Source organism: Paracoccus sp. SCN 68-21 (genome assembly GCF_001724535.1).
Classification (GTDB): Bacteria; Pseudomonadota; Alphaproteobacteria; order Rhodobacterales; family Rhodobacteraceae; genus Paracoccus; species Paracoccus hibiscisoli.
This window is the reverse complement of sequence record NZ_MEES01000024.1, coordinates 1-18,147: the sequence shown is the minus strand read 5'-3', so window position 1 is coordinate 18,147 and position 18,147 is coordinate 1. Positions and strand designations below refer to the sequence as shown.

At 68.1% G+C, this 18,147-nt stretch carries 21 protein-coding genes; 10 read left to right on the top strand and 11 right to left on the bottom strand.

What is annotated here, in order from left to right:
- Positions 1-6: 6 nt before the first annotated feature.
- Entirely contained in the window at positions 7-903 is an 897-nt protein-coding gene (locus ABS73_RS09315) for a DMT family transporter (protein WP_277022956.1), read from the bottom strand.
- A 190-nt stretch (positions 904-1,093) separates the two neighbouring features.
- On the opposite strand from ABS73_RS09315, the gene ABS73_RS09310 reads away from it, so the two are divergent.
- Both ABS73_RS09310 and argF read left to right on the top strand, forming a co-directional pair.
- Positions 1,094-2,266 (top strand): aspartate aminotransferase family protein, encoded by a 1,173-nt coding sequence (locus ABS73_RS09310; RefSeq protein ID WP_277022959.1) that lies wholly within the window; start codon positions 1,094-1,096, stop codon positions 2,264-2,266.
- Between the two features lie 120 nt (positions 2,267-2,386).
- The gene (gene argF / locus ABS73_RS09305) at positions 2,387-3,313 is read left to right on the top strand and encodes an ornithine carbamoyltransferase (RefSeq protein ID WP_277022962.1); all 927 of its coding nucleotides are present in this window, start codon (positions 2,387-2,389) and stop codon (positions 3,311-3,313) included.
- A 111-nt stretch (positions 3,314-3,424) separates the two neighbouring features.
- On the opposite strand, the gene ABS73_RS09300 is transcribed toward argF, so the two are convergent.
- Positions 3,425-5,020, bottom strand: a complete 1,596-nt coding sequence (locus tag ABS73_RS09300) for a phosphoenolpyruvate carboxykinase (RefSeq protein ID WP_277022965.1) — start codon at positions 5,018-5,020, stop codon at positions 3,425-3,427.
- A gap of 213 nt (positions 5,021-5,233) precedes the next feature.
- Between ABS73_RS09300 and ABS73_RS09295 the strand changes: the two genes are divergently transcribed.
- The 6 genes from ABS73_RS09295 to ABS73_RS09270 all read left to right on the top strand — a co-directional run bounded on the left by ABS73_RS09295 (position 5,234) and on the right by ABS73_RS09270 (position 8,571).
- Positions 5,234-5,647: an HPr kinase/phosphorylase gene (locus ABS73_RS09295; RefSeq protein WP_277022968.1), complete on the top strand. Its 414-nt coding sequence runs from the start codon at positions 5,234-5,236 to the stop codon at positions 5,645-5,647.
- Between the two features lie 62 nt (positions 5,648-5,709).
- Complete coding sequence (gene rapZ, locus ABS73_RS09290; RefSeq protein WP_277022971.1) at positions 5,710-6,663, top strand: RNase adapter RapZ; 954 nt, start codon at positions 5,710-5,712, stop codon at positions 6,661-6,663.
- 43 nt (positions 6,664-6,706) lie between these two features.
- The gene (locus tag ABS73_RS09285; protein WP_136857917.1) at positions 6,707-7,129 is read left to right on the top strand and encodes a PTS sugar transporter subunit IIA; all 423 of its coding nucleotides are present in this window, start codon (positions 6,707-6,709) and stop codon (positions 7,127-7,129) included.
- Positions 7,126-7,404: an HPr family phosphocarrier protein gene (locus tag ABS73_RS09280; RefSeq protein WP_136857918.1), complete on the top strand. Its 279-nt coding sequence runs from the start codon at positions 7,126-7,128 to the stop codon at positions 7,402-7,404. Before ABS73_RS09285 ends, ABS73_RS09280 begins: the two co-directional genes overlap by 4 nt.
- The gene (locus ABS73_RS09275; RefSeq protein ID WP_277022975.1) at positions 7,404-8,063 is read left to right on the top strand and encodes a TetR/AcrR family transcriptional regulator; all 660 of its coding nucleotides are present in this window, start codon (positions 7,404-7,406) and stop codon (positions 8,061-8,063) included. The genes ABS73_RS09280 and ABS73_RS09275 overlap by 1 nt, the downstream gene beginning before the upstream one ends.
- A gap of 85 nt (positions 8,064-8,148) precedes the next feature.
- Positions 8,149-8,571, top strand: a complete 423-nt coding sequence (locus ABS73_RS09270) for a DUF2852 domain-containing protein (protein WP_277022977.1) — start codon at positions 8,149-8,151, stop codon at positions 8,569-8,571.
- Between the two features lie 30 nt (positions 8,572-8,601).
- On the opposite strand, the gene ABS73_RS09265 is transcribed toward ABS73_RS09270, so the two are convergent.
- From ABS73_RS09265 to ABS73_RS09235, 7 genes are all read right to left on the bottom strand, one after another.
- A complete protein-coding gene (locus ABS73_RS09265; protein WP_277022979.1) occupies positions 8,602-9,477 on the bottom strand; it encodes a 3-hydroxybutyryl-CoA dehydrogenase in 876 nt (291 codons plus the stop codon).
- Between the two features lie 98 nt (positions 9,478-9,575).
- On the bottom strand, positions 9,576-10,502 hold the full coding sequence (locus tag ABS73_RS09260; RefSeq protein WP_277022981.1) for an electron transfer flavoprotein subunit alpha/FixB family protein: 927 nt from the start codon (positions 10,500-10,502) through the stop codon (positions 9,576-9,578).
- Positions 10,502-11,260: an electron transfer flavoprotein subunit beta/FixA family protein gene (locus ABS73_RS09255; RefSeq protein WP_277022982.1), complete on the bottom strand. Its 759-nt coding sequence runs from the start codon at positions 11,258-11,260 to the stop codon at positions 10,502-10,504. The genes ABS73_RS09260 and ABS73_RS09255 overlap by 1 nt, the downstream gene beginning before the upstream one ends.
- A gap of 123 nt (positions 11,261-11,383) precedes the next feature.
- Entirely contained in the window at positions 11,384-11,956 is a 573-nt protein-coding gene (locus ABS73_RS09250; RefSeq protein WP_277022986.1) for a cob(I)yrinic acid a,c-diamide adenosyltransferase, read from the bottom strand.
- Positions 11,956-12,156: a twin transmembrane helix small protein gene (locus ABS73_RS09245; protein ID WP_277022989.1), complete on the bottom strand. Its 201-nt coding sequence runs from the start codon at positions 12,154-12,156 to the stop codon at positions 11,956-11,958. The genes ABS73_RS09250 and ABS73_RS09245 overlap by 1 nt, the downstream gene beginning before the upstream one ends.
- Before the next feature lie 24 nt (positions 12,157-12,180).
- On the bottom strand, positions 12,181-12,999 hold the full coding sequence (locus tag ABS73_RS09240; RefSeq protein WP_277022992.1) for an SDR family NAD(P)-dependent oxidoreductase: 819 nt from the start codon (positions 12,997-12,999) through the stop codon (positions 12,181-12,183).
- Positions 12,996-13,520: an SH3 domain-containing protein gene (locus ABS73_RS09235; RefSeq protein WP_277022993.1), complete on the bottom strand. Its 525-nt coding sequence runs from the start codon at positions 13,518-13,520 to the stop codon at positions 12,996-12,998. The genes ABS73_RS09240 and ABS73_RS09235 overlap by 4 nt, the downstream gene beginning before the upstream one ends.
- A 128-nt stretch (positions 13,521-13,648) precedes the next feature.
- Here ABS73_RS09235 and parC point away from each other — a divergent pair, with 128 nt between their 5' ends.
- Positions 13,649-15,892, top strand: a complete 2,244-nt coding sequence (gene parC / locus ABS73_RS09230; protein WP_277022996.1) for a DNA topoisomerase IV subunit A — start codon at positions 13,649-13,651, stop codon at positions 15,890-15,892.
- On the opposite strand, the gene ABS73_RS09225 is transcribed toward parC, so the two are convergent.
- Entirely contained in the window at positions 15,889-16,797 is a 909-nt protein-coding gene (locus ABS73_RS09225; protein WP_277022999.1) for an SDR family oxidoreductase, read from the bottom strand. The genes parC and ABS73_RS09225 overlap by 4 nt on opposite strands.
- Before the next feature lie 146 nt (positions 16,798-16,943).
- Positions 16,944-17,783, bottom strand: coding sequence for a tellurite resistance TerB family protein (locus ABS73_RS09220; protein ID WP_277023001.1), 840 nt, complete (start codon positions 17,781-17,783; stop codon positions 16,944-16,946).
- Between the two features lie 265 nt (positions 17,784-18,048).
- Here ABS73_RS09220 and ABS73_RS09215 point away from each other — a divergent pair.
- Positions 18,049-18,147 (top strand): GTP-binding protein (locus ABS73_RS09215; protein ID WP_139283883.1); only part of this gene is annotated, 99 nt, incomplete at its 3' end.

Genomic DNA, 18,147 nt, shown 5'->3' with positions numbered 1-18,147 from the left:
CGAGGGTCAGGCGCCGGGCGGACGGGTGGCACCACCCCGCTGGCGGTCGCGCCAGACCAGCAGCCCCGCGCCCGAGACCAGCACCGCGGCCCCCGCGATGCTGACCGCATCGGGCAGCACGCCAAAGATCCACAGGTCGAACCCCGACGCCCAGACCAGCGTCAGATAGAAGAATGGCGCCACGAAACTGGCATCCGACTGCCGCATCGCTGCCAGGTTCAGCGCCTGGCCCATGGCCATCAGCAGCCCGATGGCCGCCAGCGCCGCCCATTGCGCCGCATTGGGCATGGCCCAGACCGCCAGCGCGGCGGTGGCGGCGATCGCTGTGCCCATCGCGTTGTTGACCAGCAGGATCTGCAGCGGTGCCTCGCGCCGGGTCAGCCGCTTGATGAAGATCGCCTCCAGCCCCATGGCGCAGGCGGCGCCCAGGGCCAGCGCCGCTGCGGGTTGCAGCGCATCGCCCGGGCGCAGCAGGATGGCCGCGCCCACCAGCGCGATGGCGGCGGCGGTCCAGCGCACCGGGCCGACGCGTTCCCCCAGCAGCGGAATGGCCAGCAACATGGTGAAGACCGGCGATAGAAAGCTGATCGCCGTCGCATCGGGCAGGGGCATCCGCGCGACGGCCGCGAACATCAGCGTGATGCCGCCCCATCCGCACAGCGTCCGGGCCAGATGCGTGGACCAGCGCGGCCGCGTGAGCCGGGGTCGCATCAGCGCCACGACCGCCGTGATCCCCGCCAGCGCAAAGGCAAAGCGCCCCAGGCTGACCATCAGCGGCGGCAGGGCCGGGCCCAGGGCGCCCGTGCCGACGGCCTTGGCCAGAAGCGAGGTGGCGGCGAACAGCGCCGTCGCCGCCACCATGAAGGCCACCGTGCGGCCGCGATGTTCACCGGATGTTGCCATGCCGGTTTTTTGCACATCGTGAAAGGATGCGTCCAGACGGTTTTCGCGCTTGCGCAGGGGGGCAAAGCTGCGCATCCTGCCCGCCATGAGCAAGCGACGCGCCCGTTCCATCCGACGCTGATGCGACCTGACCGGTCCGCATCCTTTTCGCCTGCCCGCCCCCCTTCCCATCGCTGCAAAGGCCAGATCCATGATCCCGCATGTCCTGCCGACCTATAACCGTGCGCCCCTTGCCTTTGAACGCGGCGAGGGCTCTTGGGCCGTCACCGCCGACGGGACGCGCTATCTGGATCTGGGCGCAGGCATCGCGGTCAATGTGCTGGGCCACGCCAACCCCGACCTGGTCGCTGCGCTGACCGAACAGGCCGGTCGGATCTGGCATGTGTCGAACCTCTATCAGATCCCCGAGCAGGAGCGGCTGGCCGACCTGCTGGTCGAACACACCTTTGCCGACACGGTGTTCTTCACCAATTCCGGCACCGAGGCCGCCGAGCTGGCCATCAAGATGGTCCGCAAGCATTGGGACCATGCCGGCGACCCCGAGCGGATCGAGATCGTGACCTTTGGCGGGGCCTTTCACGGCCGCTCCACCGGGGCGATCGCGGCGGCGGGGTCCGAGAAGATGACCAAGGGCTTTGGCCCGCTGATGCCGGGGTTCCGCACGCTGCCCTTTGGCGATCACGCGGCGCTGGAGGCCGCGGTGACCGACCGCACCGCCGCGATCATGGTCGAGCCGGTGCAGGGCGAGGGGGGCATCCGCGTGCTGCCCGACGCCTGCCTCAAGGGGTTGCGCGATCTGTGCGACCGGACCGGCGCGCTGCTGGTCCTCGATGAGGTGCAATGCGGTATGGGCCGCACGGGTCGGCTGTTCGCGCATGAGCATGCGGGCATCGCGCCCGACATCATGATGGTCGCCAAGGGCATCGGCGGCGGCTTTCCCTTGGGCGCGGTGCTGGCGACCGAAGCTGCGGCGGCGGGCATGGTCGCGGGCACGCATGGCTCGACCTATGGCGGCAACCCGCTGGCCTGCGCGGTCGGCGCGCGGGTGATGCAGATCGTGGCCGATCCGGCGTTCCTGGCCGAGGTCAACCGCAAGGCCGCCCTGTTCCGCCAGAGGCTGGAGGGGCTGGTCGCGGGCCACCCGGACATTTTTGAATCGGTGCGCGGGCAGGGGCTGATGCTGGGCCTGAAATGCCGCATGGCCCCGGTCGATCTGGTCCGCGCCGCCTATGACCAGCACCTGCTGACCGTGCCCGCCGCCGATGATACGCTGCGGCTGCTGCCGCCGCTGAACATCACCGACGCCGAGATCGCCGAGGCCGTGGCCCGCCTGGACCGGGCCGCCGCCAGCCTGGCCGCCTGAGCGCTTCTTCTTCATGCAAATATCCCGGGGGGACCGCGCGCCAGCGCGGTGGGGGCAGCGCCCCCTTGACCCGGGCGGCGGCACAGGGCTTGCTGCGTTAAATCGCCGAAAGACAGACAGATGACCCATTTCCTGGATATCCACACCACTGACCCTGCCGCGCTGCGCAGCATCATCGACAATGCCCATGCGATGAAGGTCGCCCGCAACGGCCGCCCCAAGGGCACCCCGGATGACGACCAGCCGCTGGCCGGGCGCATGGTGGCGCTGATCTTCGAAAAGCCCTCGACCCGCACGCGGGTCAGCTTTGACGTGGGCGTGCGGCAGATGGGCGGGCAGACGATGATCCTGTCGGGGTCGGAGATGCAGCTGGGCCACGGAGAGACCATCGCCGATACGGCGCGCGTCCTGTCGCGCTATGTCGATCTGATCATGATCCGCACCTTCGAGGAGGCGACGCTGCACGAGATGGCCGAATATGCCAGCGTGCCGGTCATCAACGGGCTGACCAACCGCACCCATCCCTGCCAGATCATGGCCGATGTGATGACCTTCGAGGAGCATCGCGGCCCCATCGCGGATCGCAAGGTGGTCTGGTCAGGCGACGGCAACAACGTCTTTGCCAGCTTTGCCCATGCGGCGGGGCAGTTCGGCTTCGACCTGACCTTCACCGGCCCGCCGCCCCTGGACCCCGAGCGCGAATGGCTGGACTGGGCCGCGGCGCAGGGGCGCCCGGTCACCATTGAGCGCGATCCGAACAAGGCCGTGATCGGCGCCGATCTGGTGGTGACCGACACCTGGGTCAGCATGCATGACCCGCAATCCGCCAAGGAGCGGCGGCACAACCAGCTGCGCGGCTATCAGATCAACGAGGCGCTGATGGCGCGGGCCAAGCCGGACGCGCTGTTCATGCATTGCCTGCCCGCGCATCGCGAGGATGAGGTGACCAGTGCGGTCATGGACGGCCCGGCCTCGGTCATCTGGGACGAGGCCGAGAACCGGCTGCATGCGCAAAAGGCGATCATGCGCCATTGCCTGGGCCTGTGAGCCGACCTGCCCGTGAGCCGACCTGATTGACGGGTGGCTGTCGCCACCCGACGCCATGAGAAAAGGCCGCCCCTTTCGGGGCGGCCTTTCCGGTTTGGGGGGCGGCGTGACTTAGCCGATGGCGGCGGCGCGGGTCTCGTCGTCGATGGCGTCCAGGTACTGGGCGAAGTTGTCGCAGAACATCTGCACCAGCTTTTTCGCCTGCGCGTCATAGGCGGCGGGGTCCGCCCAGGTCTGGCGCGGGTCCAGCAGCGTGTCGCCGACCCCCGGGACACTGACCGGCACGTCGAAGCCGAAATTCGGGTCGCGGCGGAATTGCGCGTCGTTCAGGCTGCCGTCCAGGGCGGCGGCCAGCAGGGCGCGGGTCGCCGCGATGGGCATGCGTTTGCCCGTGCCAAAGGCGCCGCCGGTCCAGCCGGTGTTGACCAGCCAGCAGGAGGCGCCGTGCTGGGCGATCTTTTCCTGCAGCAGCTTGCCATAGACCTCGGGGCGGCGGGGCATGAAGGGCGCGCCGAAGCAGGTCGAGAAGGTGGGCACAGGCTCGGTCACGCCGACCTCGGTGCCGGGCGTCTTGGAGGTGAAGCCCGACAGGAAGTGATACATCGCCTGCGCAGGCGTCAGTCGCGCGATGGGCGGCAGCACGCCATAGGCGTCGCAGGTCAGCATGATCACGTTTTTCGGGTGACCGCCCAGGCTGGTGGGGGAGGCGTTGCCGATCGCCTCCAGCGGGTAGGCGCAGCGCATGTTGTCGGTGATGGAATTGTCCTGGAAATCCAGCGCCAGCGTGTCGGGGTCAAAGACCATGTTCTCGATTACGGTGGCAAAGCGGGTGGTGGTGGCGTGGATCTCGGGCTCGGCCTCGGCCGAGAGGTTGATGGTCTTGGCGTAGCAGCCGCCCTCGAAGTTGAAGATGCCGGTGTCGGACCAGCCGTGTTCGTCATCGCCGATCAGCACGCGCGACGGGTCGGCCGAGAGGGTCGTCTTGCCGGTGCCCGACAGGCCGAAGAACACCGCCGCGTCGTCGGGATTGCCCGGCGCGTGGTTGGCGCTGCAATGCATGGGCATGATGCCCTTGGCTGGCAGCAGGTAGTTCAGCAGGGTGAAGACCGATTTCTTGTTCTCGCCGGCATAGGCGGTGCCGCCGATCAGGATCAGCTTGGCATCGAAGTTCATCGCGATCACCGTGCCACTGCGGCAGCCGTGGCGCGCCGGGTCGGCGGTGAAGCCGGGGCAGTTGATGATGGTGAACTCGGGCACGAAGCTGGCCAGCTCGGACGGGTCGGGGCGGCGCAGCAGGTGACGGATGAACAGGCCGTGCCAAGCCAGTTCAGTCACCACGCGCACGTCCAGGCGGTTGTCGGCATCCGCGCCCGCGAACAGGTCCTGCACGAAGTAGTCGCGTCCCTTCATATGCGCCAGCATGTCGGCATGCAGGCGGTCGAAGGCCGCGGGGTCCATCGGCTTGTTGTTGTCCCACCAGATCGTGTCTTCGACCGAGGGGGTGCGGACCACGAACTTGTCCTTGGGCGAGCGGCCGGTATGCGCGCCGGTGGATACGAGGAACGTGCCGCCCTGGCCCAGCTGGCCTTCGCCGCGGGCGACGGCCTGGGTCATCAGGGCGGCTTCGGTCAGGTTGTAATGGACCTGGCCCAGCCCGGTGATGCCTTGATCGTCCAGGCGGCAGTCGGGATTTGCGCGCGTCGTCATGTCCGTGGCTCCGTGGTGTGTGCTGTGGCGGCCCGCGGCGGCGGGCGTTGTCCGGGCTATAACACGGCGGATTCGGGCCGAAACAAGTCAGCGCAAACAGTGAGCGGTAACATTGCATGTTATCGCCAACATGGCAAAAATGAGGCGGGGCGGTGTGTCGGTCGACGGAATCTTAACCGGATTCGGGGCAGGATTAAGGGGGAGGTGATTCGGATGATCCAGCTGCATGCCACGACCGTGGCCCTGGACGGGCGGGGTGTAATCATCCTGGGGCCGTCGGGCGCGGGCAAGTCGACGCTGGCCCTGCAGCTGATGGCCGTGGGGGGGCGGCTGGTGGCCGACGACCGCACCGACCTGCGTCTGTCGGCGGGCCGGCTGATGGCGCAGGCGCCCCAGCCCCTGTTGGGCCGGATCGAGGCGCGGGGCGTGGGCATCGTCTGGGCGGAACCCTCGCCGCCGGTCCCGGTGGCGCTGGCCTGCGACCTGGGCGCGCCCGAGGCCGAACGATTGCCGCAGGAGCTGTATCAGGATTGGCTGGGGGTCCGGGTTTCGCTTGTGTCCGGGCCCTATCGCCCCCATCTTTATGCTGCGGTGCGGCAGCTGATGCTGGGGCGACGTCTGGCATGACGACCGCCCGCCGCCTTGATGCCGAACCCGGATGCCACCCGCCGTTGCCGAGGACCTGACGCATGGATCACAACGCCACCGAACCGGAAACCGCGCAGCGGCTGGTGCTGGTCACCGGGCCGTCCGGGGCCGGGCGCTCGACCGCGATCAACGTGCTGGAGGATCTGGGCTTCGAGGCGATCGACAATCTGCCGCTGTCGCTGATCCCGCGGCTGCTGGACGGGCCCGCGCGGCCCACGCCGCTGGCCCTGGGGCTGGACGTGCGCAACCGCGATTTCTCGGCCTTCAACGTGATCGAGTTGATCGACCGGCTGACGCGCTTGCCGGGCTATGCGCCCGAGGTGCTGTTCCTGGACTGTCAGGCCGATGTCCTGGTGCGCCGCTATAACGAGACGCGCCGCCGCCATCCGCTGTCGCCCGATGCCGCCCCGATGTCGGGCGTTCTGGCCGAGATCGACCTGCTGGCCCCGATCCGGGCGCGGGCCGATGTCCTGGTCGACACGACCGAGCTGTCGCCCCATGACCTCAAGGCCGAGCTGACGCGCTGGTTCGATGCGCGGCCCGACCGGCGGCTGAGCGTGTCGCTGCATTCCTTCAGCTACAAGCGCGGCGTGCCGCGGGGCCTGGATCTGATGTTCGACTGTCGGTTCCTGTCGAACCCGCATTGGGCGCCCGACCTGCGGCCGCTGGACGGGCGCGATCCGCGCGTGCAGGCGCATGTGCGCGCCGATGCGCGATTCGCGGAATTCTTTGACCGGACCTGCGGGCTGGTGCAGTTCCTGCTGCCCGCCCATATGGATGAGGGCAAATCGCACCTGGCGGTGGGTTTCGGATGCACCGGGGGGCAACACCGTTCCGTCACTTTGGTGGAAAACATGGCTGTTGCGCTTGCAGAGGCGGGCTGGCCGGTGTCAATAAGGCACAGGGAACTCGAGCGTCGGAATGCGGCGCTGCAATCTGCCCCGGAGGTGCAGCCTGACGGCGGGGCATATCCGACACAGAGGCAGGCATCATGAGGTCTTGGGTGTTCGGGCGGTCTTTTGGGCTTGGTGGGGCGCGTTGATCGGAATTGTCATAGTCGCGCATGGTGGATTGGCCCGGGAGTATCTCTCGGCGGTCGAGCATGTCGTGGGGCCGCAGGTCGGAATCGCCGCCGTCGCGATCGAGGATGATCACGACCGCGCGGCCAAGACGGCCGAAATCAAGGCGGCCGCCGATGCGGTCGATCTGGGCGACGGGGTCGTGCTGGTGACGGATCTGTTCGGAGGCTCGCCCTCGAACCTGTCGCTGCCGGCCTGCGCGGTGCAGGATCGCACGATCCTCTATGGGGCCAACCTGCCGATGCTGGTCAAGCTGGCCAAGTCGCGGCACCTGACCGTGCCGGTCGCCGTGGGCCATGCCAAGGATGCCGGGCGCAAGTACATCAACTCGTACAACGTGCCGCCCGAGGCCGGGCTGGACAGCGGGAGCCGTGCCGGATGAGCCAGCCCGTCACCCGCGATCTGTCGATCATCAACATCAAGGGCCTGCATGCCCGCGCCAGCGCCAAGTTCGTGGACGTGGTCGAGCGCCATGACGCGCAGGCGCAGGTCGAAAAGGACGGTATGGCAGTGTCGGGCGACAGCATCATGGGGCTGCTGATGCTGACCGCGCCGCGCGGCAGCCAGATCCGCGTGACCACCACCGGCCCCGAGGCGCAGGCCCTGGCCGACGCGCTGGAGGCCCTGGTCGGGGATTACTTCGGCGAAGGCATGTAGTGCCCGATCCGCAATCCCCCGACGGCACGGGCGCCAATACCCGCGCCTCTGATCGCAAATCCTATCATCATGGCAATCTGCGCCAGGCCCTGGTCGAGGCAACCGCCGATCTGGTGCAGGAGCAGGGCCCGCAGGCCTTTACCCTGACCGAGGCCGCGCGCCGGGCGGGCGTGTCCCCGGCCGCTCCCTATCGCCATTTCAAGGGTCGCGAGGACCTTCTGGAAGAGGTCGCGCGCCAGGGATTCCTGGAGTTCGCGACGCGTCTGGATACGGCCTTTGACGGCGGCCGTCCGCGCCCGCTGAGCGCGTTCCTGCGGATGGGGCAGACCTATCTGGATTTCGCCGCCGACCGCCCCGGCTATTATATGGCCATGTTCGAGAGCGGGTTGTCCATCGCCGGCAATGCCGATCTGGCGGCGGCGTCGGGGCGGGCGCAGGGGGTGCTGGTCTCGGCCGCCGAGGCGCTGGCCAGCCGCCTGCCGCCCGATCGCCGCCCGCCGGTGCGCATGGTCGCCAACCACATCTGGGCGCTGAGCCACGGCGTGGTCGAGTTGTTCGGCCGCGGCCGCCCCGGCACCCGCAGCCCCGTCGAGCCGTCGCAGATGCTGGAGAGCGGCGTGATGATCTATCTGCGCGGGCTGGGCCTGATCCTGGAGTGAAAAACCGGTCGACCGGTCTTGAACGCGGTCTCTGCGCGCCCATCTATGTAAATGTGATTTACATTAACATAGGGAGAGATCACCGATGATCACCGCAATTCCTGCGCCGTCCCCGTCCCCCGACGGATCGTCGGCCACGACCCTGCAGCGCGCAGGCGACCTGCTGGCCCGCGGCCGGGACTGGCTGGACGCGCGCGGCCGCCCCGCCTGGCTGGTGGCCATGGTGCTGGGTTTCATCTTCGCCTGGCCGGTCGGCCTGGCGGTCCTGTTCTACATGATCTGGAGCAAGCGCATGTTCGGAAGCTGCAAGAAACGTGACATCACCCCGCGCTATACGGCACCCTCGACCGGCAACAGCGCCTTTGACGCCTATCGCGCCGAGACGCTGAAGCGGCTGGAGGACGAGCATCGCGACTTCAACGCCTTCCTGGCCAAGCTGCGCGAGGCCAAGGACAAGGCCGAGTTCGACCAGTTCATGGAAAAGCGCGACCCCAAACCCGAGGCGTGATCTGCCGACCGGGGCCGGGCGACCGGCCCCTCAGCGCGTCGGCACCGGCGTGTCGCCGCGATAGTCGTAAAAGCCGCGCCCGGTCTTGCGGCCCAGCCAGCCGGCCTCGACATATTTGGTCAGCAGCGGGCAGGGGCGGTATTTCGTGTCGGCCAGCCCGTCATGCAGGACGTTCATGATCGCCAGGCAGGTGTCCAGGCCGATGAAATCGGCCAGCTCCAGCGGGCCCATCGGGTGGTTGGTGCCCAGCTTCATCGCGCTGTCGATGCTGCTGACGGACCCCACGCCCTCATAGAGCGTATAGACCGCCTCGTTGATCATCGGCATCAGGATGCGGTTCACGATGAAGGCGGGGAAATCCTCGGCGGTGGCCGAGGTCTTGCCCAGTTTCTCGACCACCTCGTGCAGCGCCTTGTAGGTCGGCTCGTCGGTGGCGATGCCGCGGATCAGCTCGACCAGCTGCATCACGGGGACGGGGTTCATGAAGTGGAACCCCATGAACTTCTCGGGGCGGTCGGTGCGCGAGGCCAGCCGCGTGATCGAGATGGACGAGGTGTTCGAGGTCAGGATCGTCTCGGGCTTCAGGTGCGGGACCAGATCCTCGAAGATGGCCTGTTTCACGGTCTCGCGCTCGGTCGCGGCCTCGATCACCAGATCGCAGCGGCCCAGGTCCGACAGCTTCAGCGTGGTGCGGATATGGCCCATCGCGGTGGCCTTGACGTCTGGGGTGATCTTGTCGCGGCTGACCTGGCGTTCCAGGTTGCGGTCGATCAGCGAGACGGCCTTGTCCAGCGCCTCCTGGCTGATGTCGGTCAGCAGCACGTCATAGCCCGCCACGGCAAAGACATGGGCGATGCCGTTGCCCATCTGACCTGCGCCGATCACGCCAACCGATTGAATTGCCATTGCTGCATCCCCTGTTCCGTCGCCGGGACGATAGGGCCGGGCGACCCCTGCTGCAATGCAAAACCGCCCCCCGGAATGGTGGGGGGCGGCAGCGTTCGTTACAGTTTTTCGGTCAGTTCCGGGACCAACGTGAACAGGTCGCCCACCAGGCCGTAATCGGCGATCTGGAAGATCGGCGCCTCTTCGTCCTTGTTGATGGCCACGATGACCTTGCTGTCCTTCATGCCCGCCAGATGCTGGATCGCGCCCGAGATGCCGACCGCGACGTACAGTTCGGGTGCCACGACCTTGCCGGTCTGGCCCACCTGCCAGTCGTTCGGGGCATAGCCCGAATCGACCGCCGCGCGGGATGCGCCGACGGCGGCGCCCAGCTTATCGGCCAGGCTCTCGATGATCGCGAACTGCTCCTTGGAGCCAAGCGCGCGACCGCCCGACACGACGCGCCCGGCCGAGGTCAGCTCGGGGCGGTCGCTTTGGGCGACCTCGTCGTTCAGCCATTTCGACAGGGCCGGATCGTCGGCCAGCGTGGCGTCCGAGACGGGCGCCGCCGGACCTTCGCCCGCGGCGTCAAAGCTGGCCACGCGGATGGTCATGATCTTGGTCGCGTCAGCCGATTTCACCGTCTGGATGGCGTTGCCGGCATAGACGGGGCGTTCGAACGTGTCGGCGTCGATCACGGCGGAGACGTCGGACATCACCATGACGTCCAGCAGGGCCGCGACGCGGGGCATGACATTCTTGGCGTCCGTCGTGGCGGGGGCGGCGATGTGGCTGTAATCGCCCGCCAGCGCCACGATCAGCGCCGCGGTGGGTTCGGCCAGGCGGTGGCCATAGCGCGCATCCTCGGCCACCAGAACGCGGGATACGCCCGCGATGCTCGCGGCCTGATCAGCGGCCGCACGGGCCTGCGACCCGGCGCACAGCACCGTCACATCGCCCAGGGACGCGACGGCGCCCACGGCCTTGCCGGTCGCGTCGCGGTTCAGTTCGCCATTGGTCACTTCGGCCAGAAGAAGAACAGCCATTACACGACCCCCGCTTCTTTGAGTTTCGACACCAGCTCGTCGACCGAGCCGACCTTGATGCCCGCCTTGCGGCCCTCGGGCTCGCGGGTGTTGACGACCGTCAGGCGCGGGGTGACGTCCACGCCGTAATCGGCGGGGGTCTTCTCCTCCAACGGCTTCTTCTTGGCCTTCATGATGTTGGGCAGGCTGGCATAGCGCGGCTCGTTCAGGCGCAGGTCGGCGGTGACGATGGCGGGCAGCTTGACCTCGATGGTCTGCAGGCCGCCGTCGACCTCGCGCGTGACATGGGCCACGTCGCCCGCGATCTCCAGCTTGCTGGCGAAGGTCGCCTGGCTCCAGCCCAGAAGGGCCGACAGCATCTGCCCGGTCGCGTTCATGTCGTTGTCGATCGCCTGCTTGCCGGCGATGACCAGCCCGGGCTGTTCGGCATCGACGATGGCCTTGAGGATCTTGGCGACGGCCAGCGGCTCGATGTCCTGATGCACGTCATCGGCGGCGACGACCAGGATCGCGCGGTCGGCGCCCATGGCCAGCGCGGTGCGCAGGGTCTCGGCGGCCTGCTTGACGCCGATGCTGACGGCCACGATCTCGGTGGCGGCGCCTTTTTCCTTCAGACGGATCGCCTCTTCGACGGCGATCTCGTCAAAGGGGTTCATCGACATCTTCACGTTGGCCAGATCGACACCCGATCCGTCCGCCTTCACGCGGGCCTTCACGTTGTAGTCGATCACGCGCTTGACTGGCACGAGGACTTTCATCGGCCTCTCTCCCTTGGTTTGCGTCATCTGTCGCGGGGATTGTTAGACAGCAAGACCGGGCAAGGACAGGGCAAAAACGTCACAGGACGCAGCGTTTGCGCCCCGTGACGCCTGGGTCCGGCGCTAACGGCTGGCGCCGGGCACCCACAGGATGTCGTCGGCGCCGTTGTCGTTGACCACCCGGCCCGCCACGAACAGCCAGTCCGACAGCCGGTTCAGATAGCGGATGGCGGATGGGTTCACATCGCCCCCCGCCAGCAGCTCGGTGGCGCGGCGTTCGGCGCGGCGCGCGACCGTGCGCGACAGGTGCAGATGCGCGGCAATGGCCGTGCCGCCCGGCAGGATGAAGCTGCGCAGCGGCGTCAGGTGTGCGTTCATGGCGTCGATCTCGGCCTCCAGGCGGTCGACCTGGGCGTCGATGATACGCAGGACCTTGTATCCGGCCTGATCGTCCGCGGCCATGTTCGGCCGCGACAGATCCGCGCCCAGATCGAACAGGTCGTTCTGGATCACGCCGATCTGGCGGGCCAGATCGCGCGTCGCGTGCAGGCGGCACAGGCCCAGAGTGGCGTTCAACTCGTCCACGGTGCCATAGGCCTCGACGCGGGGGTCGTGCTTGGAGACGCGGCTGCCGTCGGACAGGGCGGTGTCGCCCTTGTCGCCGGTGCGGGTATAGATCTTGTTCAGGACGACCATCAGCGAGCCCCCAGCCACAGAAAGCCCATGAGGATGACGATCGCCCCGGCCTGGGCGTAAAGCCGCCAGCGCATCATGCGATTGCCGTGCTTGGCGTTGAACTCTCCGCCTTTGGCAAAGCCGCCGATCCCGGTCATCAGGATCGCGATGACGACGCCGATGGACAGGACGGTCACAAGAAACAGGGATGTATCGGGCATGATTACCGCCTTTCGGCCGCCAACCTAGTTCCGCCGCGCGAACCAGTCCAGAGCGCGGGTCGGCAGAACCCGGCGCGCGACCCCGGAAATGCGCGTAGGCGCCGTGACATAGTAGCGCGGGGCCGGGTTCCGGGCCGTCAGCGCGGTCAGGATGCGGTCGCTGACGGCGCGGGGGGGCAGCTCGAACCGGTCCTTGCCGGACGGTTCATACAGCCGTTTCAGCAGCGTCGCGCGATACTGGTCGGCGCGGGGGCTGGCCTGCCAGTTCACCCATCGTTCGAAATGCGGGATGGCGTTCTCGCGGATGCGGCTGGTGATCGGGCCCGGCTCGATCAGGGTGACGTGGATGCCGGTGCCGTGCATCTCCAGGCGCAGCACGTCGGTCAGCCCCTCCAGCGCGAATTTCGTGGCCACATAGGGGCCGCGCCAGGGGATGCCCACCAGGCCCAGGACCGAGCTGATGGTGACGATGCGCCCCGCGCCCCGGTCGCGGAAATGCGGGATCAGGCGGATGGTCAGGTCATGCGTGCCTAGCAGGTTGACCTCCATGATCGCGCGCAGGGCGTCGCGGGGCATGTCCTCGACGGCGCCGGGCAGGGCAAAGGCCGCGTTGTTGACCAGCGCGTCCACCGGCCCGCCCGCCAGCGCGTCGCGGGCGCAGGCGGCGACGCTGTCGGGGCAGGCCAGGTCCAAGGACAGGCACTCCATCCCCTCGGCCTGGCGGGCGGCAATGTCCTGGGGCTTGCGGCAGGTGGCCACGACGCGCCAGCCGCTGTCGCGCAGGTGGCGCGCCGCGTCCAGGCCGATCCCGGAGGAGCAGCCCGTGATCAGCACGCGCCTCATGGGGTGTCAGGCGACAAGAACTGGCCCGCGACAAAGCCCTGCTGGCCACCGGTGGTGCGCACCTCGACCCATTCGCCGCCGGTGGGGCCGATCGCCTCGACCGCGGTGCCGCCGTCCAGCCCGGTGACCACCGGGTTGCCGGTGCCCGCGCCCGACCGCATATTCACCCGCGTCGCGGTGACATAGAGGACCGGTCCCTCCGCGCCCAAGGGGGCTGCGGCCTCGGCCGTGGCCTCGGGGGTGCCGGACGGGTACTCCGGCGACGGCTCCAGCGGGGGGCCGGGAAAGCGTTGCGTGCGTTCGGGGGTCTGGCTGGCGGCGGGGACCACATCCACGGGGGGCTGGGTCGCCAGCGAACCGGCGGGGGCGGTCAGGACCGGCGATCCGGCATCCTGCGCGGCGCTGACCGGGGCGGGGGCTGCCGGGCGGCGCGCGGCCCGCAGTTCGTCATCGCCATAAAGCGTCAGGACCAGCACAAAGCCCGCCACCGTCACCAGCATCAGCAGTCCCAGCCTGATCATCGCGCGTTTCCCATCCCTGCTGTCGTCGAATTAACCCATCCGGCGGCACAACGCCACGCGCGACGCCCCGTTCCCGCGCCCCGCTTTTCGATCTGGACCGGAAAGGCCGCGCGCCCTATCCAAGGCGCATGGCCGATGATCTGATCCCTGCGCCCGAAAAGGGCACCCATTCCGAACCGCTCAGCCGCGCGATCGGCGAGCGTTACCTGACCTATGCGCTGTCGACGATCATGCACCGCGCGCTGCCCGATGCCCGCGACGGGCTGAAGCCGGTGCACCGCCGCATCCTCTATGCGATGCGCGAATTGCGGCTGGCGCCCAACGGCGCGTTCCGCAAGTCGGCCAAGATCACCGGCGACGTGATGGGCAACTATCACCCGCATGGCGACGCGGCCATCTATGACGCGATGGCGCGCCTGGCCCAGGATTTCGCCATGCGCTATCCGCTGGTGGACGGGCAGGGCAATTTCGGCAATATCGACGGCGACAACCCCGCTGCCGCGCGATACACCGAGGCCCGCCTGGCCGCGGCCTCCGAGGCGCTGATGGAGGGGCTGACCGAGGATTCGGTCGATTTCCGCCCCAATTATGACGGCACGCTGAGCGAGCCTGTCGTGCTGCCCTCGGCCTTTCCGAACCTGCTGGCCAATGGCGCCTCGGGCATCGCCGTGGGGATGGCCACCAACATCCCGCCCCACAACCTGCACGAGGTCGTGGATGCCTGCCTGCATCTGATCAAGGTGCCCGATGCGCGCGACGACACGCTGGCCACGCTGATCAAGGGCCCCGATTTCCCGACCGGCGGCGTGCTGGTCGAATCGGCCGACAGCATGGCCGAGACCTATCGCACCGGGCGCGGCGCGTTCCGCCTGCGCTGCCGCTGGCATCAGGAGGATCTGGGCCGGGGCCTGTGGCAGATCGTGGTCACCGAAATCCCCTATCAGGTGCAGAAATCCAAGCTGATCGAACGCCTGGCCGAGCTGATCCAGCTGCGCAAGATCCCGATCTTCGCCGATGTGCGCGACGAATCCGCCGAGGATGTGCGCATCGTCATCGAACCGCGCGCCCGCACCGTCGACCCCGAGCAGCTGATGGGCGCGCTGTACCGCTCCAGCGACCTGGAGACGCGGTTCAACCTGAACATGAACGTGCTGATCGACGGGCGCGTGCCCAAGGTCTGTTCGCTGAAAGAGGTCCTGCGCGCCTTTCTGGACCATCGCCGCGAGGTGCTGGTGCGCCGCGCCAGCTATCGCCTGGACAAGATCGCGTCGCGCCTTGAGGTGCTGGAAGGCTATCTGGTCGCCTATCTGAACCTGGATCGCGTGATCGAGATCATCCGTACCGAGGATGAGCCCAAGGCCGTGATGATGGCCGAATTCGGCTTGAACGACGTCCAGGTCGAGGCGATCCTGAACATGCGCCTGCGCGCCCTGCGCAAGCTGGAGGAGATCGAGCTGCGTGCCGAGCGCGACGCCCTGCTGGCCGAGCGCGAGGGGTTGCAGGCGATGCTGGACAGCGAGGAGGCGCAATGGGCGCGCATCGCCGACCAGCTGAAGGAGGTGCGCAACCTGTTCGGCAAGTCGCGCCCCGAGGGCCAGCGCCGCACCACGATCAGCGAGGCGACCGAGATGCCCGTGATCGACCTGGACGCCATGATCGAGCGCGAGCCGGTGACGGTGATCCTGTCCAAGATGGGCTGGATCCGCAGCCTGAAAGGGCATCAGCCGCTGGATGCGGAGCTGAAGTTCAAGGATGGCGACGGCCCCGGACAGGCGCTGCACGCCGAGACCACCGACAAGCTGATGGTCTTTGCATCGAACGGGCGGTTCTACACCCTCCCGGTCAACACGCTGCCCGGCGGGCGCGGGATGGGCGAACCGCTGCGCCTGATGATCGACCTGCCCAACGAGGCGCAGGTGATCGCCATGTTCCCCTGGCGCGAGGGCGCGCGCTATCTGGTGGCATCCAAGGCCGGGGACGGGTTCATCGTGGGCGCGGGGGATATCCTGGCGCAGACGAAATCGGGCAAGCAGGTCCTGAACGGCGACGCGCTGCTGTGCCGTCCGGTGTCGGGCGATCACGTCGCCGTCGTCGGAGAGAACCGCAAGATGCTTGTCTTCCCGCTGGCCGAGCTGCCCGAGATGGCGCGCGGCAAGGGTGTGCGCCTGCAGCGCTATGGCAAGGGCGGTGGCCTGCTGAAGGATGACGGGATGGTGGACGCGATCTGCCTGACGCTGGCGCAGGGCCTGTCATGGCCCATGACCGGCGGCAAGACCCGGACCGAGCCCGACCTGACCGAATGGCTGGGCAAGCGCGGCAGCGTGGGCCGGATGGCGCCGCGCGGTTTCCCGCGCGACAACCGGTTCGCTTAGAGCCCGCCGCCGCCGACCGAGCCGAAATACTCACCGGTGATATAGCTGGCCTCGTCCGAGGCCAGCAGCACATAGATCGGCGCGATCTCGACCGGTTGGCCGGGGCGGCCCAGGGGCTGGCTGGCGCCATGCTCCTGCGCCTTGTCGGTCGGCTGGCCGCCGCTGATCTGCAGCGCGGTCCAGTAGGGGCCGGGGCAGACGGCGTTCACGCGGATGCCGCGCGGGGCCAGCTGTTTGGCCAGCGACTGCGCAAAGGCGACATTCGCGGCCTTGGACTGCGCATAGTCGAACAGGTGTGCCGACCCGGAAAACGCCTGCACCGACGAGGTGATGATGATCGACCCGCCCGCCTCCATATGCGGCAGCGCGGCGCGCGTCACCCAGAAGGGCGCATAGATGTTGGTCTTCATCGTGGCGTCGAAATCCTCGGTCGTCAGGTCCTCCAGCCGGTTGCAGAACTGCTGGCGGCCAGCATTGTTGACCAAGATGTCCAGCCCGCCCAGCTGCGACACGGCGCTTTCGACCATCTCCTTGCAGAATGTCTCGTCGCGCAGGTCGCCGGGGATGGCCACAGCGCGGCGCCCGTCGGCCTGGATCGCGGCGACCACGCGGTCGGCATCGGGCTGTTCGTCGGGCAGATAGGTGATAGCCACATCGGCCCCTTCGCGCGCGAAGGCGATGGCGGCGGCGGCGCCGATGCCGCTGTCTCCGCCGGTGATCAGGGCGCGCTTGCCCTTGAGGCGGCCCGATCCGCGATAGCTGGTCTCTCCGTGGTCGGGCAGGGGGTCCATCTCGCGCGCGAGGCCGGGAAAGGGCTGCTCCTGCGCGGGGAAATCGGGGACAGGCAGGCGCGGATCGGTGATGGCGCCGCTGCGGAAGGGCGTGCGTGCGGGAGTGTCGGACATGGATCACCTCTGGTTCTGGATTGCCGGGGCCAACCGCCGCGGCGGACGGATTGTTCCTGCATCATTCATCAAGACGCCGGGCTGCCCCCTGCACGGAAAAGCCCGCCGTTCCGGGGAACGGCGGGCTTGAGGGTCATGTCGGATCGTCAGCCCGCGTTGTAAAGCGGCATGACCCCGGCCTCGCGGTGGATGTCATTGACGGTGGCGCGGTCCAGCTTTAGCCCGCCCGCCAGGTCATTCAGATAGCGGGCCTCGGCCTCGCTGTCGAAATCGATCGCCAGCAGCGACATCAGATAGACCTGACGCTCCATCCCTTCGGGGACGTCGCGGGCCAGACCGGCGGCATCGACGGGCGCGGCCATCTGGTCGCGGATGAACTGACGCTCGTCCTCGTCAAGATCGTCGCCCAGATGGCCCAGCAGGCGCTGGCGTTCCGCGTCGTCCACATGGCCGTCGGACTTGGCCGCCTGGATCATCGCGCGCAGCATCAGCCCGGCCATGGCGTTCTGTTCCGGGGTGGGGGCGACCTCGGGCTCGGCGTCATGGGACAGGGCGTCGTCGAACAGCGACCCGAAGCTGGCCTGGTTCTGCGCCTGCGAATCCTTGCGCGCCAGTTGTCCCACGGCACCACCCGCCGCCGCGCCGCCCAGCAGACCGCCCAGCATGCCGCCCAGGCCGCCACCGGTGCGGCCCTGAGAGCCTCCCAGCTTGTCCAGCAGACCGCCAAGCGAGCCGCCGGTCCCGCCCGCGCCGCCGCCAAGCGCGCGGCCCAGCATCTGGTTCAGGCTGCCGCCCGCGCCGCTGCCGGTGTTGTTGCCCAGCAGGTTGTCCAGCAATCCGCCGCCCACGCGCTGACCGCCGGCGCCTTGGCCGCCAATGCCCTGGCCGGACGTCCCGCCGCGCTGCTGGTTGTTCATCATGCCGCCGATTCCCTTGGCCAGCATCACGCCGGCGGCGACTTTGGTCAGACTTTTCATCAGGCTCATGCGCAGTTCCTTTCGGTCATGCAGGACACGGGTCGCGTTGCGGCCGGTCTGCTTGTGCTGTGAACGATATGGGTCGGCGCGCAGTTCCCGGAAAGCCCCCCGCAGCGCGGGACTTCGTCAGTCCGCCCGGCATCGGACGTGCCGTGCTGGAATGGTGCAGCGACCGCGTTCCCGCCCTTGATTTTTCCCCGGCCGCCTTATAGATCGCAGCGCACGTCAATTCCGGGGCCGTCTCAGCCATGCCCCGCTGATCCAGGAGGCCCAGATGGCAAAGGCAAAGTTTGAACGGAACAAACCGCACGTCAACATCGGCACGATCGGCCACGTTGACCACGGCAAGACGACGCTGACGGCGGCGATCACC

What these genes read in the sequence shown, in the direction of transcription:
- ABS73_RS09315 (WP_277022956.1), bottom strand. Translation starts at nt 903, where the DNA reads ATGGCAACATCCGGTGAACATCGCGGCCGCACGGTGGCCTTCATGGTG.
- ABS73_RS09310 (WP_277022959.1), top strand. Translation starts at nt 1,094, where the DNA reads ATGATCCCGCATGTCCTGCCGACCTATAACCGTGCGCCCCTTGCCTTT.
- argF (WP_277022962.1), top strand. Translation starts at nt 2,387, where the DNA reads ATGACCCATTTCCTGGATATCCACACCACTGACCCTGCCGCGCTGCGC.
- ABS73_RS09300 (WP_277022965.1), bottom strand. Translation starts at nt 5,020, where the DNA reads ATGACGACGCGCGCAAATCCCGACTGCCGCCTGGACGATCAAGGCATC.
- ABS73_RS09295 (WP_277022968.1), top strand. Translation starts at nt 5,234, where the DNA reads ATGATCCAGCTGCATGCCACGACCGTGGCCCTGGACGGGCGGGGTGTA.
- rapZ (WP_277022971.1), top strand. Translation starts at nt 5,710, where the DNA reads ATGGATCACAACGCCACCGAACCGGAAACCGCGCAGCGGCTGGTGCTG.
- ABS73_RS09280 (WP_136857918.1), top strand. Translation starts at nt 7,126, where the DNA reads ATGAGCCAGCCCGTCACCCGCGATCTGTCGATCATCAACATCAAGGGC.
- ABS73_RS09270 (WP_277022977.1), top strand. Translation starts at nt 8,149, where the DNA reads ATGATCACCGCAATTCCTGCGCCGTCCCCGTCCCCCGACGGATCGTCG.
- ABS73_RS09265 (WP_277022979.1), bottom strand. Translation starts at nt 9,477, where the DNA reads ATGGCAATTCAATCGGTTGGCGTGATCGGCGCAGGTCAGATGGGCAAC.
- ABS73_RS09260 (WP_277022981.1), bottom strand. Translation starts at nt 10,502, where the DNA reads ATGGCTGTTCTTCTTCTGGCCGAAGTGACCAATGGCGAACTGAACCGC.
- ABS73_RS09255 (WP_277022982.1), bottom strand. Translation starts at nt 11,260, where the DNA reads ATGAAAGTCCTCGTGCCAGTCAAGCGCGTGATCGACTACAACGTGAAG.
- ABS73_RS09250 (WP_277022986.1), bottom strand. Translation starts at nt 11,956, where the DNA reads ATGGTCGTCCTGAACAAGATCTATACCCGCACCGGCGACAAGGGCGAC.
- ABS73_RS09245 (WP_277022989.1), bottom strand. Translation starts at nt 12,156, where the DNA reads ATGCCCGATACATCCCTGTTTCTTGTGACCGTCCTGTCCATCGGCGTC.
- ABS73_RS09240 (WP_277022992.1), bottom strand. Translation starts at nt 12,999, where the DNA reads ATGAGGCGCGTGCTGATCACGGGCTGCTCCTCCGGGATCGGCCTGGAC.
- ABS73_RS09235 (WP_277022993.1), bottom strand. Translation starts at nt 13,520, where the DNA reads ATGATCAGGCTGGGACTGCTGATGCTGGTGACGGTGGCGGGCTTTGTG.
- parC (WP_277022996.1), top strand. Translation starts at nt 13,649, where the DNA reads ATGGCCGATGATCTGATCCCTGCGCCCGAAAAGGGCACCCATTCCGAA.
- ABS73_RS09225 (WP_277022999.1), bottom strand. Translation starts at nt 16,797, where the DNA reads ATGTCCGACACTCCCGCACGCACGCCCTTCCGCAGCGGCGCCATCACC.
- ABS73_RS09220 (WP_277023001.1), bottom strand. Translation starts at nt 17,783, where the DNA reads ATGAGCCTGATGAAAAGTCTGACCAAAGTCGCCGCCGGCGTGATGCTG.